The sequence below is a fragment of the Clostridium sp. AF27-2AA genome (assembly GCF_003478505.1).
GTDB lineage: Bacteria > Bacillota > Clostridia > Lachnospirales > Lachnospiraceae > Brotaphodocola.
Window position 1 is genome coordinate 1 of the sequence record NZ_QUFI01000050.1, and the last position, 18,567, is coordinate 18,567.

Consider the following 18,567-nt stretch of genomic DNA (forward strand, 5'->3'; position numbering starts at 1 on the left):
GCTTCGGACCTTTATTGCTATTGCTTTTAAATTGTTATATTCGCTCTTGTGGCGTTTCCGGAAATGCAGTATAATTATTTTAATTGTGCCGTGTTTTATGGCATAAAACTTACGTGAGGTGAAACGATGTTAATATGGGTCTTCACTGCGGCGGCGGTGCTTTGCCTGGTGTATTACGGAGTTATTGTGCTGTATGCGGGATTTGGCACTTCGTTTGCTGTGTTATGGCTTCTGATCGGCGGATTTTTTGGGGCTACGGCTGCGGGCATTCATTTTTATCAGAAGTATCCGGAACGAGTGCCACTCTGGCTGCCGGTTTCTTTTGTGACCCTGTGCGCATCCGGTCTGATGATCGTTCTGGTGACGCAGATTCTGATCTTTGGGCGCATCCCGGCAGCCGCGGAGCCTTCGCTGGATTATGTGATTGTGCTGGGTGCCAAAGTGAAACCGGACGGAAGCTTAAGCAAAACCTTAAAGCTCCGGCTGGACAAGGCGCTGGAGTATATGAAGGAGAATCCGGAGACCATGCTGGTGCTTTCCGGTGCAAAAGGGGATGCGGAGCCGTGCTCTGAGGCAGATGCCATGGAAACCTATTTGTTAGGGCAGGGGGCGGATCCGGACCATCTTCTGAAAGAGGAACAGTCTTTCAGTACGGTGGAGAATCTTGCGTACAGCAGGGTGATGATCGAAAAACGGGAAAATCTGCTTGAACAGGAACGGAAAGCGGAAGCAGACCGCCTGCTCCGTGCGCCGGGAGAGATAGAAGGTGTGCCTGAGACAGGAGCGCCCACAAACAACACACCGGTTCTGGCACGCCAGCCGCGCGTTGGCATCATTACCAGCAATTTTCATCTGTGCCGGGCTGCGATGATCGCGAAAAAGCAGGATTATGGTACCGTCTACGGCATTGCGTCGGAGGCAGACAAGGTGCTGCTGGTGCATTTTTCCCTGCGCGACGGCATTGCGCTGTTAAAAGACCGCCTGATGGGGAATCTATAAAAAACGGAAAAGACAGATAGGAAAGGAAGAAAACGCATGAGTCAGTTAGAAGCAATCAAAAAGCTGGATACCTACCGTGTGGTAGAACATAAAATGATCGAGGAGATGCAGTCGGAAGGTATTGTGCTGGAGCATAAGAAAACAAAAGCCAGACTGTTTCTGGTATCAAACGACGATGAGAACAAGGTATTCTGCATCGGATTCCGCACTCCGCCGGACAATGACTGCGGACTGCCACATATTCTGGAGCACAGTGTGCTCTGTGGCTCCGACAAATTCCCGTTAAAGGATCCGTTCGTGGAGCTGGTAAAGGGCTCCTTAAATACGTTCTTAAATGCCATGACCTATCCGGATAAGACCGTATATCCGGTGGCAAGCTGCAACGACAAGGATTTCCACAACCTGATGGATGTTTACATGGATGCTGTGCTTCATCCGAATATCTATAAAGAAGAGAAGATCTTCCGCCAGGAGGGCTGGCACTATGAACTGGAGAGCAAGGACGCTCCGCTCATTTACAATGGTGTTGTATACAATGAGATGAAGGGGGCTTACTCTTCCCCGGAAAGCATTTTAGACAGTGTGACCCAGAAGACCCTGTTCCCGGATACCTGCTACGGCAAGGATTCCGGCGGTGACCCGGTACACATTCCGGAGTTAAGCTATGAGAAGTTCCTGGATTTCCACAGAACTTACTATCATCCGTCCAACAGCTACATTTACCTCTATGGAGATATGGACATGGCCGAAAAACTGACCTGGCTGGATGAGGAATATTTAAGCCATTACGAGGAGCGGCCGGTAGATTCCCGCATCAGAGAGCAGAAGGCATTTGCAGAGCCGGTGGAACGGGAGTTTTCCTACTCCATTACCGAAGGCGAGTCCGAGGAGGACGCAACCTATCTTTCTGTAAATACCGTTGTGGGAGATGACCTGGATCCGAAGCTGTATGTGGCCTTCCAGATCCTGGAGTACACGCTGCTTGACGCGCCGGGAGCGCCGTTAAAGCAGGCACTCATTGATGCGGGAATCGGAAAAGATGTGATGGGCGGTTATGAGAGCGGCATTTTACAGCCGTATTTTTCCGTCATTGCCAAGGATGCCAATAAAGAACAAAAGGGTGAGTTCCTGGCTATTGTCAAAGGTACCCTGCGTAAACTGGCAGATCAGGGCATTAACCGCAAGAGTCTGCTTGCAGGCATGAATTATTTTGAGTTTAAATACCGCGAGGCAGATTATGGTTCTGCGCCGAAGGGGCTGATGTATGGCCTGCAGTGTCTGGACAGCTGGCTGTACGATGGAGATCCGATGACCCATCTGTGCTATCAGGAAACCTTTGATTTTCTGAAAAAAGAAGTGGAGAACGGTTATTTTGAACAGCTCATCCGGGATTATCTGTTGGACAATCCGTTTGAGGCTGTGATCGTGGTAGCTCCGGAGAAGAACCTGACGGTAAAAGAAGATGAGAAGCTGGCGAAAAAGCTGGCAGCTTATAAGGCTTCCCTGTCTGAAGAAGAACTGGAGAAACTGGTGACTGCCACCAGAGAATTAAAGGAATATCAGGATACCCCGTCTACCCCGGAGATTCTGGCGAAAATCCCGCTCTTAAAACGGGAGGATATTGAGAAAAAGGCAGAGACATTCTTCTGGAAGGAAAAAGAAGAGGGTGGCATCAAGGTGCTGCACCACAACTTCTTTACCTCCGGGATCGGATATCTAAAGGTGCTGTTTAACACCGAAGTGCTGCCGCAGGAAGACCTTCCCTACGCAGGCATGTTAAAATACATTCTGGGTTCCATCAGTACGGAACATTACAGCTACTCTGACCTGACCAGTGAGATCCACTTAAACAGCGGCGGCGTGGACTTTTCCGTAACCTCCTACCCGGATCTGGCAGATCCGGAGCGTTTTACCGGAGCGTTTGTGGCAAGCATCCGCGTGCTTTATGATAAGCTGGATTTTGGCTTCACCATTCTGGAGGAGATCCTGAATCACTCTGTGTTTACGGATGAGAAACGCCTGGGAGAGGTAATCCAGGAGACCCGCTCCCGCGCGAAGATGAAGCTGGAGAACGCAGGACACAGCACGGCAGTATCCCGCGCGACCTCCTATTTCTCTGCAACTGCTTACTACAACGAACTGACCGGAGGCACGGCATATTATCATTTCCTGGAGCAGCTGGAGAAGGATTACGCCAATAAGAAGGGTGAGATCATGGCCCGGCTGCAGGAGGTCAGCAGAAAACTCTTTACCCGCGCCAATATGCTGGTAAACTACACCGCAGATGATAAGGGCTACGAACAGCTTCCGCAGAACTTAAAGCTTTTGGCAGATAAGCTGCCCCAGGGAAGCGGTGAGAAGCATGCCTTTACCCATCCGGTAAAGAATGTGAACGAGGGATTAAAGACCTCTGCCCAGGTGGATTATGTGGCACGCTGCGGAAACTTCCGCGACGCAGGCCTGGAGTATACCGGAGCATTGAAGATCCTGCAGGTCATCTTAAGCTACGATTATCTGTGGCTGAATATTCGTGTAAAGGGCGGCGCATATGGCTGTATGAGCGGTTTCGGACGTTCCGGAGAGGGTTATCTGGTATCCTACCGTGACCCGAACTTGAAAGAGACCAACGATATCTATGAGGGCATCCCGGCTTATCTGGAGGCCTTTGACCCGGATGAGCGCGACATGACCAAATATGTTATCGGAACCATCAGCAATCTGGACGCCCCGCTGACTCCGTCTGTGAAGGGAAGCAGAGGACTTTCCGCTTATCTGTCCGGTGTGACGGAAGAGATGATGCAGACGGAGCGTGACCAGATCTTAGGTGCCGCCAAGGAAGATATCCGCGCACTGGCTGCCCAGGTACGGGCAGTTCTGGCTACCGGAAGCTTCTGCGTAGTCGGAAACGAGGAGAAGATCGAGGCAAACCGCGGCATGTTTGGCGAGGTTTCCAGTCTCACAAGAGGATAAGTATTTTCGAAAGGATAAATTTATGGCAAAGAAACCGGAAGGTACGAATTTTGATAAACTGCTGGAGGAACTGAACGGCAAAAAAAACGAGACAGGCGGAGAAAACCAGTCCGCCCCGGTTCAGCAAAAATCCGGCTTTGTAACCCTGATCGGACGGCCGAATGTGGGCAAATCCACGCTGATGAATCATCTCATCGGCCAGAAGATCGCTATCACATCGGACAAGCCGCAGACAACCAGAAACCGCATCCAGACGGTCTACACCGATGAGCGCGGCCAGATCATCTTTCTGGATACTCCGGGTATCCACAAGGCAAAAAATAAGCTTGGCGAGTATATGGTGAATGTGGCTGAGCATACCTTAAAAGAGGTGGACCTGATTTTGTGGCTGGTAGAGCCAAGCACTTTTATCGGTGCCGGCGAGCGCCATATTGCCGAGCAGCTTCAGGGCATCAAGACTCCGATCATCCTGGTCATCAACAAGACCGATACGGTAAAGAATCAGGAAGACATCCTGACGTTCATCAACGCCTACAAGGATATCTGCGATTTTGCGGAGATTGTTCCGGTGTCCGCCCTGCGGGATAAGAACACCGATACGTTGCTGGAGCAGCTGTTCAAATATCTGCCGTATGGCCCCCAGTTCTACGATGAGGATACTGTCACCGACCAGCCGATGCGCCAGATCGCGGCAGAACTGATCCGGGAGAAGGCTCTGCGTCTGCTGGATGAAGAGATTCCCCACGGCATTGCGGTTACCATTGAAAAAATGAGCGAGCGGCCAAATGGCATCATGGATGTGGAAGCCACCATCATCTGTGAGCGGGATTCTCACAAGGGTATCATCATCGGCAAGGGCGGTGCCATGTTAAAACGCATTGGTTCTGCAGCCAGAAGAGAGCTGGAGGATATGCTGGAGACAAAAGTGAACCTGCAGATCTGGGTAAAGGTAAGAAAAGAGTGGCGCGACAGCGAACTGCTGATGAAAAACTACGGATATAATCCGAAGGAATAGAATGTGTTATGAGAGAACTGGTGAATCTGACCGGCATGGTCTTAAAAGCATCTCCGGTGGGAGATAATGACCGGCGTCTGGTACTTCTGACCAGGGAACGCGGCAAAATCACTGCTTTTGCCCGGGGGGCCAAACGCCCGGGAAGTCAGCTGATGGGAGTAACGAGGCCTTTTGTGTTTGGAAACTTCCGCCTGTATGAAGGCCGCGATGCCTGCAATCTGCAGGGAGCGGATGTACTCAACTATTTTGCGGAGATTACACTGGATATGGAAGCAACCTGTTATGGCTCTTATTTTCTGGAGCTTGCCGATTATTACGGACGGGAAAATCTGGAAGCGGCGGAGCTGCTTTTGCTGTTGTACCAGTCTCTGCGGGCGTTATTAAAGCCAGCCATTCCAAATCCGCTAGTACAGGCTGTGTTCGAACTTCGCAGCATGGTCATCAATGGAGATTATACGGAGCATCCGCCCAGACCGGTCAGCGATTCCGCCAACTATGCGTGGGAGTATATCATCGCCTCCCCGTTGGAATCTCTGTATACGTTTACGCTGGCTCCGGAAGTGCTGGAGGAACTGCGGCATTGTGTAGAGCTGAATAAGCGCCGGTTCATTGACAGGGAGTTTCATTCCCTGAAAATCCTGAACGTGCTGGAGCAGACGGTTTCACAGTCCGGGCATGTGAAATCCTGAAGTTACTGTACACGGGTAGGCATTTTCTGAACTGAAAATGCCGTATGATATCGTGGTGGCAGCAGATTTTGCCGATTTGGAATGCGAAGCATCGGCAAAATCCGTTGCTGTTTGCGCAACGCGTGAACAGTAACATCCTGAACGTCACCAGCGAAGTCATAAAGAAATAAGGTGTTGAAAAACCTTCCATGAACAGGTATAATCCTAGAGAACCCTGTGGGCAGGGCAGGAGTCTGCATCGTGGAGATCTGCTGAAGCGTAGCAGGCTGTGAGACAGGTTCCGGGGAAGATAAGGAGATTTATGAAAAAGAAAATCGCAGTTTTGACTGCAGCGGTATTGTTTGCAGCGGTCTGTACCGCAGGCTGTACCCGGTCTTCAGGACAATCCTGGGATGGTTCGGAAAACAGCATTTATGTGGCAGATGACTTAAGCGTGCAGAGCGCCATGGTCTACACATCCGAAAAGGAGAATGACTTATATAGCGCCGAGGGCCTGGCAGAGTTTGCGAAAGAGCAGATTGCTTCTTATAATGAAGAACAGGGCGCGGCTGCTGAGGCAGAGAATACCGAAGGTGGTGAGAAGCTTCCTGTAGCGCTTGAAAAGAGCAGTCTGGAAGGCCAGACCGGTACGCTGGTATTTGCCTATGGCACACCGGAGGACTTTGTAAAGTTTTCCGAAGAAAACGGGGATGATACCCACACGGTGACTTCCCTGATGGTTTGTGACACGGAAAGCGCAAAGCTTCCCGATCTGACCTACAAAACATCTGCCGGAAAAGATGCGGATATTCAGAAGGCCGCGGCAAAGGACAGCCATATGGTGCTTACCGAAGGCTCCACAAAGGTTTATACGGAGGGAAAAATCCTCTATGTAACGGATGGAGTGGAAGTAACAGGTGATCATTCAGCAGTGACCCCAGAGGGGACCGGCTGTATTATATTCAAATAAAAAGAGAGGTTATCGATGATGGAAAAGACAATGGAGAAAATTGTAGCGCTGGCCAAGAGCAGAGGATTCGTTTATCCGGGTTCCGAGATCTATGGCGGCCTGGCAAACACCTGGGATTACGGCAACCTTGGCGTAGAGCTGAAGAACAACGTAAAGAAAGCATGGTGGCAGAAATTCGTGCAGGAGAGCCCGTACAACGTCGGCGTTGACTGTGCCATCCTTATGAACTCCCAGACCTGGGTAGCTTCCGGACATCTGGGCGGTTTCTCTGATCCGCTGATGGACTGCAAGGCATGTAAGGAGCGTTTCCGTGCCGACAAGCTGATCGAGGATTACATGGCAGAGAACGGCATCACCATTGAGGGCAGCGTAGACGCGTGGTCTCAGGAAGAAATGAAGAAATACATCGATGACAACAACATCTGCTGCCCAAGCTGTGGCAAGCATGACTTCACCGATATCCGTCAGTTCAACCTGATGTTCAAGACCTTCCAGGGTGTTACTGAGGATGCAAAGAACACTGTATACTTAAGACCGGAGACCGCACAGGGTATCTTCGTAAACTTCAAGAACGTACAGCGTACTTCCAGAAAGAAAGTTCCGTTCGGTATTGGCCAGATTGGTAAGTCTTTCCGTAACGAGATCACCCCGGGTAACTTTACTTTCCGTACTCGTGAATTTGAGCAGATGGAGCTGGAGTTCTTCTGTAAGCCGGGTACTGATCTGGAATGGTTCCAGTACTGGAGAGGCTTCTGCCGTGACTGGCTGCTGGCTCTGGGCTTAAAGGAAGATGAGATCCGTCTCCGCGACCATTCTCCGGAGGAACTGTGCTTCTACAGTAAGGGTACTACCGATATCGAGTTCCTCTTCCCGTTCGGATGGGGCGAGCTGTGGGGCATCGCAGACAGAACAGACTACGACTTAACCCAGCATCAGAATACCTCCGGAGAGGATATGACCTACTTCGATGATGAGGCAAAGGAGAAATATATCCCGTATGTTATCGAGCCGTCCCTGGGTGCTGACCGTGTTACCCTGGCATTCCTGTGCGCAGCATACGATGAGGAAGAAATCGGAGAGGGTGATGTGCGTACCGTGCTTCACTTCCATCCGGCTATCGCACCGGTTAAGGTCGGTATCCTTCCGCTGTCCAAGAAGCTGAATGAGGGCGCAGAGAAGGTTTACGCAGAGCTGTCTAAGTACTACAACTGTGAGTTCGATGACAGAGGCAACATTGGTAAGAGATACAGAAGACAGGATGAAATCGGTACTCCGTTCTGCATTACTTACGACTTCGATTCCGAGGAAGATCATGCAGTGACCGTTCGCGACCGTGATACCATGGAGCAGGTTCGCGTTCCGATTGCTGAGTTAAAGCAGTATTTCGAGGACAAGTTCCGCTTCTAAAATGAAGGAAAACAAATTACAAACCGTAGGCGCAGTCGCCGGATACATCCTCTCAGGGGGAAAGAACACACGCATGGAGGGACAGAAAAAACTGTTCCTCCACTATGGCGGTGCAACCTTCTGTCAGAGGATTTTACATGCCTGTGACTGTCTGCCTGCGGTTTATTTGTCTGTAGACAAAAAAGAACCCTATGAAGAAGCCGGTCTGCCCATGGTAGAGGACCGGTGGAGGGAAATCGGACCGATCGGAGGGATTGCCTCCGGGCTGGTCTCCTGTGAAGAAGACGCACTTCTGGTGATGGCCTGTGACATACCAATGATCGATACGGAATCGGTGCAGAGGCTACTTGATACATACCGTGAAAATACTTCCGTCATCCTTGCAGCGGAACAGAACGGACGAATTCATCCGTTATTCGGAATCTATCCGAAGCATGTACTTCCTGTGGCAATGCAGATGATCCGGGAGGGTGATTACCGCATGATGCATCTGCTAGAACGGGCCGGCTACCGAACACTGGAGCTTGGAAAACACAGCCTGGCATTGGAAAATATTAACAGTACCGTGGATTACCGGACTCTGGAAACAGGACCGCGTCCGTTTGTTTTTGCTGTCAGCGGCTGGAAAAACAGCGGAAAAACCACAATGATCACCCGGCTTGTGCCGGAGCTGGTGAGGCGCGGATACAAGGTGGCAGTTATTAAGCATGATGGCCATGATTTTGAGAGTGATGTGCCGGGAACGGACAGCTACCGTCATCAGAAGGCCGGGGCTTACGGTACGGCAGTATTTTCCGATCACAGGTTTCTGATCACGAAGGAATACCAGGGGATTACAGAACGGGAGCTGTTTGCTGCATTTCCGGAAGCAGATATCATTCTGATCGAAGGCCTGAAGAACAGTCCGTATCCGAAATATTTCTGCCGATATCCGGAGCAGCCATTGATTTCGGCAGAAAAACTGGCAGATGAAATTGAAAAATATATATGTACCTATTCGCCCGGGAACAGTACCGATAGTGTCAAAAACAGGAGCGACAGGTAAATCGGAAATAGAAAGTGCAGCCGGAATACTCAGATTCGTCAAAATGGCAAATTATATATTCGTATATACGAATTTACATCGCATATGTGAAAATAACGAAGAATCGACAAAAATTTACGAGTTTTTGCTAAAAAATATACAAAAACAACACGGAAAAACCTTTACTCCTGAAAAAAATATGGTATACTTATACCAGACCGTCGAAGGAAGCTTTTTTGTGCAAAAACTATACAAGACGGAGCTTAAACCACAGACAAAAAAGTCTGTACATGTTGAGGAGGATAAACCAATGGCTAAAAAGTGGGTGTACTTATTTACAGAGGGTGACGCTACCATGAGAAATCTTCTCGGTGGTAAAGGCGCAAACCTGGCTGAGATGACGAATATCGGTCTTCCGGTACCGCAGGGCTTTACCATTACAACGGAGGCCTGCACACAGTACTACGAGGACGGCCGCGAGATCAACGATGAGATCCAGGGCCAGATCAACGAGTATATCGCAAAGATGGAAGAGATTACCGGAAAGAAATTCGGCGATCTTGAGAACCCGCTGCTGGTTTCCGTACGTTCCGGCGCACGTGCTTCCATGCCTGGTATGATGGATACCATCTTAAACCTGGGCTTAAACGAAGCTGTAGTTAACGTAATCGCTGAGAAGTCCAACAACCCGCGCTGGGCATGGGACTGCTACAGAAGATTCATTCAGATGTATTCCGACGTTGTAATGGAAGTCGGCAAGAAATATTTTGAGGCTCTCATCGATGAGATGAAAGAGAAGAAAGGCGTGAAGCTTGACGTTGAGCTTGACGCAGATGATTTAAAAGAGCTGGCTAACCAGTTCAAGGCTGAGTACAAGAACAAGATCGGCGTAGATTTCCCGGATGATCCGAAGGAACAGTTAATGGGCGCAATCAAAGCCGTATTCCGTTCCTGGGACAACCCGCGTGCAAACGTTTACCGCCGCGACAACGACATCCCGTACTCCTGGGGTACTGCTGTAAACGTACAGTCCATGGCATTTGGTAACATGGGTGATGACTGTGGTACCGGTGTTGCGTTTACCCGTGACCCGGCAACCGGCGCGAAGGGCCTGTTCGGTGAGTTCTTAACCAACGCACAGGGCGAGGACGTTGTAGCTGGTGTCCGCACTCCAATGCACATTCAGGAGATGGCTGAGAAATTCCCGGAGGCATTCGCCGATTTCGAAAAAGTATGTAAGACTCTGGAAGATCATTACAGAGATATGCAGGATATGGAGTTCACTGTTGAGCATGGCAAACTGTACATGCTGCAGACCCGTAATGGTAAGAGAACCGCTCAGGCTGCATTAAAGATCGCATGTGACCTGGTAGACGAGGGCATGAGAACTCCGGAAGAGGCAGTTGCCATGATCGATCCGCGTAACCTGGATTCCTTACTGCATCCGACCTTCGACCAGAAGGCATTAAAGGCAGCTACCCCGATCGCAAAGGCATTGGGCGCAGCACCTGGCGCAGCTTGTGGTAAGATCGTCTTCACCGCAGATGACGCTGTAGAATGGGCGGCAAGAGGCGAGAAAGTCGTTCTGGTACGTCTTGAGACCTCTCCGGAAGATATTACCGGTATGAAGGCTTCCCAGGGTATCTTAACCGTTCGTGGTGGCATGACCTCCCACGCAGCAGTTGTTGCGCGTGGCATGGGCGCTTGCTGTGTAGCAGGCTGCGGCGACATCGTTATGGATGAAGCAAACAAGAAATTCACTCTGGCTGGCAAAGAGTACCATGAGGGTGATGTCATCTCCTTTGATGGTTCTACCGGCTGTGTATATGACGGAGCAATCCCGACTGTAGAAGCAACCATCGCTGGTGAGTTCGGACGTATCATGGCATGGGCTGATGAGTACAGAACCATGGGCGTTCGTACCAACGCAGATACCCCGCACGACGCACAGAAGGCTCGTGAGCTTGGCGCAGAGGGCATTGGCCTTTGCCGTACCGAGCATATGTTCTTCGAGGGTGATCGTATCGACGCATTCCGTGAGATGATCTGCTCTGATACTGTAGAAGAAAGAGAAGAAGCTCTGGAGAAGATCCTTCCGTTACAGCAGGGCGATTTCGAACAGCTCTACGAGGCTATGGAGGGCAACCCTGTAACCATCCGTTTCCTGGATCCGCCGTTACATGAGTTCGTTCCGACCGAGGAAGCTGACATTGAGAAGCTGGCTAAGGCAAAAGGAAAGACCGTTGCAGAAATCAAGGCAATCTGCGAGTCTCTGCATGAGTTCAACCCGATGATGGGTCATCGTGGATGCCGTCTGGCTGTTACCTACCCGGAGATTGCAGTAATGCAGACCAAGGCTGTTATCCGCGCAGCAATCAACGTAAAGAAAGCTCATCCGGATTGGAACATCGTTCCGGAGATTATGATCCCGCTTATCGGCGATATCAAAGAGTTAAAATACTGCAAGAAGACTGTTGTTGAGACTGCAGACGCAGAGATTGCAGCAGCTGGTTCTGATCTGAAGTACCATGTAGGTACCATGATCGAGATCCCGAGAGCAGCTCTGACTGCAGACGAGATTGCGAAAGAGGCTGACTTCTTCTGCTTCGGTACCAACGACCTGACCCAGATGACCTTTGGATTCTCCCGTGATGATGCAGGCAAGTTCTTAGGCGCTTACTACGATGCTAAGATTTACGAGAACGATCCGTTCGCAAAACTGGATCAGACTGGTGTCGGCAAACTCATGGAGATGGCTATCAAGCTTGGCAAGGCATCCAATCCGGATCTGCATATCGGTATCTGCGGCGAGCACGGCGGAGATCCGTCTTCCGTAGAATTCTGCAACAAGATCGGTCTGGATTATGTATCCTGCTCACCGTACCGCGTTCCGATCGCAAGACTGGCCGCAGCACAGGCAGCAATTGCCCAGAAGTAATTTGTAATAGAAAATCGTAATATTCGGAAGCCGCGCATGAAAATCATGTGCGGCTTCTTTTGTGTATATATGCCATTTATAGTGGAAAACCGATAAATTTTATGCTACACTGAAGATATATGCCGTTACTGAGAAAAAACAGTAATTACAAATACATAATGAATAGTCAGGGGAAAGAATAATGAATACAAAAGAGTGTTATGAAAAAATCGGGTCCAATTATGAAAGTGTATTAAGCAGATTTGGCAATGAGGCGCTGGTAAAGCGTTTTGCGCTGAAGTTTCTAAAAGATCCGAGCTATGCGGAATTAAGGGAGGCTCTGGAGGCACGTGACGCAGAGCGCGCATTCCGTGCGGCCCACACCTTAAAGGGTGTATGCTTAAACCTTGGCTTTGATCGCCTGTATGAAATCAGTGCAGCACTGACAGAAGATCTCAGAGGAAGAGATATTACCGGCGGAGACCGATTATTTCAGGAACTTACCGTATGTTATGAGCAGTTAACAGAGGCAATTCGTGAGCTGGAAGCGGAGGCTTAATCCATAATGAATTTACGCGATAAACTGACAAGACAGCAGGTAGAGGAACGGATGGAGCTTTACCGGGAAGTATTCACCACCGTACGTCTTCTGGATGTCTTTGATCTTCGCCTGGCTGGGGAATATGAAAGAAAAGAAAATCACGCTGGTGAAGGGAACCATTGTTATTGCTATGACTACTGGGAGAAAAACCAGCCCTGTGAAAACTGTATTTCCAGACAAGTTTATCAGGACCGGATTCAACGGACGAAACTGGAATATAAGGGGGATGAGCTTTATGAGGTGACAGCCCGTTATATTGAGGTAGATGGAAAGCCCTATGTTATGGAGCTGGTGCGCCATATGGATTGCAGCTGCCTGTTGGATGCCAAGGGATCTGACAACCTTCTGGAACATCTGACAAGCTACCATGATGAATTATATATTGATGCACTGACTGGTGCCTACGACCGCCGTTATTATGAGGATAAGATCAAGACCTCTGTGCAGAAGGGCGGCATAGCCATGATCGACCTGGATGATTTCAAGCTTTACAACGATACCTGTGGTCATGATGCCGGTGACGCGGTGCTGAAAACACTGGTGATGATAATCCGGGGCTGCGTACGGGATGAGGATTCCCTGATCCGCTATGGCGGTGATGAATTTCTGCTTCTCATGCCGGAAATCAGCCGGGACGAGTTTGAAAAATGTCTGAAACACACGAAACAGAAAATCAATGAAGCAGATGTACCTGGGTACACGAGCCTGCATCTTTCTGTCAGCGTGGGAGGCGTGATGCTGAATGGAACAGAGACGGTTGATGATGCGGCCATCCGGGCAGACAAGCTGATGTATCAGGCGAAAAACCGCAAAAATATGGTGGTGACAGCCGGAACGGAACAGGAAGCCAGCACGCAGAGCCAGGAACTGGAAGATCAGGAAAACATCAAGCAGCAGATCCTGATTGTAGATGACTCTGAACTGAACAGAGAAATTTTGTCTGAGATGCTGCATTCGGATTTCCGCATTCTTGAGGCAGAAAACGGAGAACAGTGTGTTGCCACGCTGGAGCAGTACGGCACTGGAATTGCGCTGATCCTACTGGATATCGTCATGCCGGGCATGAACGGATTTGAGGTGCTGGAATATATGACCCGGAACCACTGGATCGAAGAGGTACCGGTTATCATGATCTCCAGTGAAAATTCGGAGCCTTACATTCGAAAAGCCTATGAGCTTGGCGTGTCCGACTACATCAGCCGGCCGTTCGATGCCAAGGTGGTGTTTCAGCGTGTCTTTAACACCATCAAACTTTACACAAAGCAGCGCCGTCTCATTAAGATGGTCACGAACCAGATTTATGAGAAAGAGAAGAATAACCGGGTTATGGTTGGTATTTTGAGCCAGATCATGGAATTTCGTAACGGGGAAAGCGGGCTGCATGTATCCCATATCAACCGCCTGACAGATCTTCTGCTGGAACGTCTGGTGCAGAAGACGGGACAGTACCATCTGTCCAGATCCGACCGGGAACTGATTGCGACAGCATCAGCGCTTCACGATATCGGTAAGATTGGTATCGACGAGAAAATTCTGAACAAGCCGGGACGGCTGACACCGGAAGAGTTTGAGATCATGAAGACCCATACTGTGATAGGCGCGGCCATGTTAAAGCATCTGACGGCGTACCAGGATGAAGCCATTGTAAAGATCGCATACCAGATCTGCCGATGGCATCACGAGCGCTATGATGGAAATGGTTATCCAGATGGCTTGAAGGGAGAAGATATCCCGATTGCTGCGCAGGTAGTTTCCATTGTAGACGTGTATGATGCACTGGTGAGTCCCCGAGTATACAAGAAAGCATTTCCACATGAGCAGGCCATGCATATGATCATGAACGGAGAGTGTGGTGTATTTAATCCACTGCTTCTGGAATGCCTGAAAGAGATTCAGGACCAAATCCGGGCGCATGACGTGACGCCGCAGGAAAACTGAAAAAATCAGCAAAAGGCTTTGCGCCGGAAAACGCATGTTTTTCAGATGCAGAGCCTTTTTCGTTTACAATTTCTTTGCGGTATGTTATAATTTTTTGTTGCGACACGTTAATTTTATCATTGAGAATGAAGAGGAACTACAAATGGAGAAGAAAAAGAAGTTTCAGATGCCGCATACGTACATCATCATCTTTGGTGTAATTCTGTTTGCAGCGATCCTGACCATGTTTATCCCGCTGGGTAAATATGAGACAAAAGAAATCACCTACACCATGAACGGGGAAGAAAAGACCAGAACCGTTCTGGATCCGGACAGCTTTGAGTATGTTCTGGATGAGAATGGAAACAAGGTGACGAAAGTTGCGCCGCTCTTCGGTACGGAAGATTTTGGCGGTCAGGGTATTTTAAACTATGTATTTGAGGGTATGACAACCGGTAATAAAAATGGTACCGCGGTCGGCATCATTGCATTTATCCTGGTTGTTGGAGGATCATTTGGTATCGTGCTCAGGACCGGAGCCGTAGAGAGTGGAATCATGCGGGTTATCAGCATGACAAACGGCAAGGAGATTCTCCTGGTACCGATCCTCACCGTGCTGTTTTCTCTGGGCGGCGCAGTGTTCGGTATGGGTGAGGAAGCCATTCCGTTCGTTATGATCCTGGTGCCGATGTTCATTGCCATGGGCTATGACGCGGTAGTCGGCATCATGTGCAGCTACGTGGCAACCCAGATCGGTTTCGGTAGCTCCTGGCAGAACCCGTTCGGCCTGGCTGTGGCTCAGGGTATTGCAGGAATCCCGGTTATGTCTGGTGCCTGGTTCCGTATCCCGTTATGGATCATCTTTACCGGCCTGACCTGTGTGTTCACCATGCGCTATGCAGCAAAGGTAAAGAAGAACCCGAAGATTTCCGTTGCCTATGAGTCTGATCAGGAGTACCGTGAGGACTTCGCAAAGAATGGCAAAGAGGAGCTTCCGTTCACGCTTGGACACAAGCTGGTACTGCTGACTATCGTTGCCTGCATGGTATGGACCATCTGGGGAGTTGTGACTCAGGGCTACTACATTCCGGAAATCGCATCCCAGTTCTTTGTTATGGGCCTTGTTTCCGGTATCATCGGACTCGTCTTCCATTTAAACGACATGCAGTTAAATGACATCCCGCGCGCGTTTGACCGTGGTGCCGCGGATCTTCTCGGCGCTGCCATGTGTGTCGGTATGGCACAGGGTATCATCATCATTCTGGGCGGAACCAGCGCAACCGATGGAACAGTACTGAACACCATTCTGTATACCATCAGCAACGGTATGAAGAATTTCCCGCCGGTGATCTCCGCATGGCTGATGTATGTATTCCAGTCCGTATTCAACTTCTTTGTTGTGTCCGGTTCCGGACAGGCAGCACTGACCATGCCGATCATGGCACCGCTTGCGGATCTGGTAGGCGTAGAACGTCAGGTTGCAGTTCTGTCTTACCAGCTTGGTGACGCATTCACTAACTTCATCGTTCCGACCAGCGGATGCCTGCTTGGCGCGCTGGCTGCAGCAAAACTGGAGTGGGGACAGTGGGCGAAGTTCCAGATCAAATTCCAGGCATTCCTGTTTGTATTTGCATCCATCGCAGTGGTTGCAGCTATGATGATCGGACTGTCTTAATCAGAAAGTGCAGGAGTAATTCAGCATGACAAATGATATGACACGGGGCAATCCCGTGCGCCTGATCCTGGCATTTATGATTCCGACTTATCTCGGAAATATTTTCCAGCAGTTTTACAATCTGGTAGATTCCGTGGTGGCTGGCCGTTATATTGGCGTTAACGCGCTGGCAGCCATCGGAAGTACCACATCCCTGATCTTTCTGGTGACCGGATGGCTTCAGGGAATTACCAGTGGATTTTCCATCATGGTAGCCCAGAGCTTTGGCGCGAAGGACTACCATCAGATGCGCCGCTATGTGGCAATGTCGGTGTATCTGTGCGTGGCCTTTGTGGTGGTCATGACTGCGGGACTTATGATTTTTAATGTACCGATCCTCCGGCTTATGAACACACCGGACGAGATCATCGGACAGACAGCAGCCTACATGGGCATTATTTACGCAGGCCTCTGTGTGACAGCGGCTTACAATGCCTTTGCCGCAGTGCTGCGGGCTCTGGGCGACGGACGTTCCCCCTTATATTTTCTGATCATTTCCGCAGTGATCAATGCAGGGCTGGATGTGCTGTTCATTGTGAAATTTCACATGGGAGTGGAGGGCTGCGCATACGCGACGGTCATTGCCCAGGGAATTTCCGCACTGCTGTGTCTGGTCTATATCATTCAGAAGTTCGATATTCTCAAGCTTCAGAAGACGGATTTCGCGCCGGATGTTTCCATGATGCAGCGTCTGTTGTCCATTGGTGTGCCGATGGGACTGCAGTTTTCCATTACTGCCATCGGAACCATCATTGTACAGAGCGCCATTAATGTGTTCGGCGCGGATTATATCGCGGGCTACGCGGCAGCCGGAAAGCTGCAGAACATGGTCAATACCATTTTCATTGCTTTCGGCGCAACGATAGCAACTTATGTGGGACAGAACCGCGGCGCGGGCCGTCTGGACCGGGTGCGCCAGGGCGTAAAGGATACCCAGATCATGATCCTGATCGCGGCAGCGGCATTCTTCCTGATCATTCATTTCCTGGCAGGGAAGCTGACACTGATCTTTGTGGACAGCTCCAAGACCGTGGTCATCGACGCGGCCAATCAGTATTTTAAGACTGTATCCTGGTGTTATCCGTTTCTGGGCAGCATTTTCCTTTACCGGAACGCGCTTCAGGGAATGGGATATGGTCTGGTACCGATGCTCGGCGGTGTGTTTGAACTGATGGCGAGAGCCGGAGTGGTTGCGCTGGTGCTGCACCTGGGCGGCGGATTTGTGCAAACCTGTCTGTCTGATCCAGCAGCCTGGATCTCCGCACTGATCCCGCTGATTCCGTATTATTTTTATAAAATGCGGCAGTATTCTTTACAGGAGTCAAAAAAAGTGCTATAGTAACTCGCAACGGCAGCTGCGAGAGCAGTTTGGGCGGTACACCAAAATAAAATACAGAAAGCAGAGTAGGTCTGTGTGCGTTAAGTGCCAGCCGGACAGGGAGTTGCCGGCAGGACGAAGAAACTGAAAACAGCAGTTTCGCGGTGCACGGACCGCATCCCGCTGCGAAGAGGATATGATTATCTCCTTTGTAGTAGAGAATTCTGCAAAGGAGGTAATTTTTTATGAAGAAATTTACAGCTTTGTTCACGGATTCCTTAGAAGAATTGAAGCACGTTAACACAGTCACGGTCATGGCTATGTTTGCGGCCATCTCGGTGGTGCTGGGGTACTTCACCCTGGTACTTGGTGATTACTTAAAGATTGGTTTTTCCACTATTGCCAACCAGTTCGTATACTATCTGTTCGGTCCGGTGGTGGGCGGCCTGTTTGGCGGTGCCCTTGATATCTTAAAGTATATCATCCGTCCGACCGGCGCGTATTTCCCGGGCTTTACCCTCGGAGCCATGATTGGCGGCGTCCTCTACGGCTGCTTTCTCTACAGGCGTCCGATCAGCTTCCTCCGGGTCCTTGCAGCAGAACTTACCGTATCCGTCATCTGCAATATGCTCCTCGGAACCCTGTGGCTGAGCGTGCTCTACGGAAAAGGATTCCTGGCGCTGCTGCCGATGCGGGTACTCAAAAACCTCATCATGTGGCCAGTCAATTCCATGCTGTTCTACACCATCGGAAAGACCATGGAGGCATCCGGAGTGTTCCGCCTGCTGAAAACCGGAGGACGCAAAGTACTTCTATAAAAATTTAAGAGCGTACAGCACTACAGGTCCGAAGCCGGTAATCCCGGCATACCGCTGCGCGAAATATGGGTATTGTGTTCGGACGATGCAGCTGACAGATGTTTGCGGATAGTCGGACAAGACGTCCGCCTCCCTCAAACACCAGTCGCTGCATAGCCGGACACGTATACCCATATTTATGCTCCGCGGAATGCCGGGATTACCGGCTTCTGCTGTATTGCTCCCGCTA

The 18,567-nt window shown here is 50.1% G+C and carries 13 protein-coding genes and 1 riboswitch; all 13 genes read left to right on the top strand.

Annotated elements, in window-relative coordinates; genetic code table 11:
• Window positions 1-126: 126 nt before the first annotated feature.
• Complete coding sequence (locus DWY84_RS16205; protein WP_118534347.1) at window positions 127-999, top strand: YdcF family protein; 873 nt, start codon at window positions 127-129, stop codon at window positions 997-999.
• A gap of 36 nt (window positions 1,000-1,035) precedes the next feature.
• A complete protein-coding gene (locus DWY84_RS16210) occupies window positions 1,036-3,969 on the top strand; it encodes an insulinase family protein (protein WP_118534348.1) in 2,934 nt (977 codons plus the stop codon).
• 22 nt (window positions 3,970-3,991) lie between these two features.
• Entirely contained in the window at window positions 3,992-4,984 is a 993-nt protein-coding gene (gene era, locus DWY84_RS16215; RefSeq protein WP_118534349.1) for a GTPase Era, read from the top strand.
• Between the two features lie 8 nt (window positions 4,985-4,992).
• On the top strand, window positions 4,993-5,673 hold the full coding sequence (gene recO, locus DWY84_RS16220) for a DNA repair protein RecO (RefSeq protein WP_118534350.1): 681 nt from the start codon (window positions 4,993-4,995) through the stop codon (window positions 5,671-5,673).
• A 301-nt stretch (window positions 5,674-5,974) separates the two neighbouring features.
• Entirely contained in the window at window positions 5,975-6,622 is a 648-nt protein-coding gene (locus DWY84_RS16225; RefSeq protein WP_118534351.1) for a hypothetical protein, read from the top strand.
• Window positions 6,623-6,640: 18 nt separating this feature from the next.
• Entirely contained in the window at window positions 6,641-8,029 is a 1,389-nt protein-coding gene (locus DWY84_RS16230; protein ID WP_118534359.1) for a glycine--tRNA ligase, read from the top strand.
• Window position 8,030: 1 nt separating this feature from the next.
• Entirely contained in the window at window positions 8,031-9,074 is a 1,044-nt protein-coding gene (gene mobB, locus DWY84_RS16235; RefSeq protein ID WP_118534352.1) for a molybdopterin-guanine dinucleotide biosynthesis protein B, read from the top strand.
• A 289-nt stretch (window positions 9,075-9,363) separates the two neighbouring features.
• Window positions 9,364-11,991 carry a pyruvate, phosphate dikinase gene (gene ppdK / locus DWY84_RS16240; protein ID WP_118534353.1) on the top strand — a complete coding sequence of 876 codons (2,628 nt, stop codon included), beginning with the start codon at window positions 9,364-9,366 and terminating at the stop codon, window positions 11,989-11,991.
• Window positions 11,992-12,172: 181 nt separating this feature from the next.
• Window positions 12,173-12,529, top strand: a complete 357-nt coding sequence (locus DWY84_RS16245) for an Hpt domain-containing protein (RefSeq protein WP_118534354.1) — start codon at window positions 12,173-12,175, stop codon at window positions 12,527-12,529.
• A gap of 6 nt (window positions 12,530-12,535) precedes the next feature.
• Window positions 12,536-14,509, top strand: a complete 1,974-nt coding sequence (locus DWY84_RS16250) for a diguanylate cyclase (protein ID WP_118534355.1) — start codon at window positions 12,536-12,538, stop codon at window positions 14,507-14,509.
• Between the two features lie 142 nt (window positions 14,510-14,651).
• Window positions 14,652-16,163 (top strand): putative basic amino acid antiporter YfcC, encoded by a 1,512-nt coding sequence (gene yfcC / locus DWY84_RS16255; protein ID WP_118534356.1) that lies wholly within the window; start codon window positions 14,652-14,654, stop codon window positions 16,161-16,163.
• Between the two features lie 25 nt (window positions 16,164-16,188).
• A complete protein-coding gene (locus DWY84_RS16260) occupies window positions 16,189-17,541 on the top strand; it encodes an MATE family efflux transporter (RefSeq protein ID WP_118534357.1) in 1,353 nt (450 codons plus the stop codon).
• A gap of 59 nt (window positions 17,542-17,600) precedes the next feature.
• Window positions 17,601-17,708: riboswitch (THF riboswitch) on the top strand.
• 57 nt (window positions 17,709-17,765) lie between these two features.
• Entirely contained in the window at window positions 17,766-18,338 is a 573-nt protein-coding gene (locus DWY84_RS16265; protein WP_118534358.1) for a folate family ECF transporter S component, read from the top strand.
• Window positions 18,339-18,567 lie beyond the last annotated feature (229 nt).

What these genes read in the sequence shown, in the direction of transcription:
- DWY84_RS16245 (WP_118534354.1), top strand. Translation starts at nt 12,173, where the DNA reads ATGAATACAAAAGAGTGTTATGAAAAAATCGGGTCCAATTATGAAAGT.
- yfcC (WP_118534356.1), top strand. Translation starts at nt 14,652, where the DNA reads ATGGAGAAGAAAAAGAAGTTTCAGATGCCGCATACGTACATCATCATC.
- recO (WP_118534350.1), top strand. Translation starts at nt 4,993, where the DNA reads ATGAGAGAACTGGTGAATCTGACCGGCATGGTCTTAAAAGCATCTCCG.
- DWY84_RS16205 (WP_118534347.1), top strand. Translation starts at nt 127, where the DNA reads ATGTTAATATGGGTCTTCACTGCGGCGGCGGTGCTTTGCCTGGTGTAT.
- ppdK (WP_118534353.1), top strand. Translation starts at nt 9,364, where the DNA reads ATGGCTAAAAAGTGGGTGTACTTATTTACAGAGGGTGACGCTACCATG.
- DWY84_RS16250 (WP_118534355.1), top strand. Translation starts at nt 12,536, where the DNA reads ATGAATTTACGCGATAAACTGACAAGACAGCAGGTAGAGGAACGGATG.
- DWY84_RS16210 (WP_118534348.1), top strand. Translation starts at nt 1,036, where the DNA reads ATGAGTCAGTTAGAAGCAATCAAAAAGCTGGATACCTACCGTGTGGTA.
- DWY84_RS16230 (WP_118534359.1), top strand. Translation starts at nt 6,641, where the DNA reads ATGGAAAAGACAATGGAGAAAATTGTAGCGCTGGCCAAGAGCAGAGGA.
- DWY84_RS16265 (WP_118534358.1), top strand. Translation starts at nt 17,766, where the DNA reads ATGAAGAAATTTACAGCTTTGTTCACGGATTCCTTAGAAGAATTGAAG.
- mobB (WP_118534352.1), top strand. Translation starts at nt 8,031, where the DNA reads ATGAAGGAAAACAAATTACAAACCGTAGGCGCAGTCGCCGGATACATC.
- era (WP_118534349.1), top strand. Translation starts at nt 3,992, where the DNA reads ATGGCAAAGAAACCGGAAGGTACGAATTTTGATAAACTGCTGGAGGAA.
- DWY84_RS16260 (WP_118534357.1), top strand. Translation starts at nt 16,189, where the DNA reads ATGACAAATGATATGACACGGGGCAATCCCGTGCGCCTGATCCTGGCA.
- DWY84_RS16225 (WP_118534351.1), top strand. Translation starts at nt 5,975, where the DNA reads ATGAAAAAGAAAATCGCAGTTTTGACTGCAGCGGTATTGTTTGCAGCG.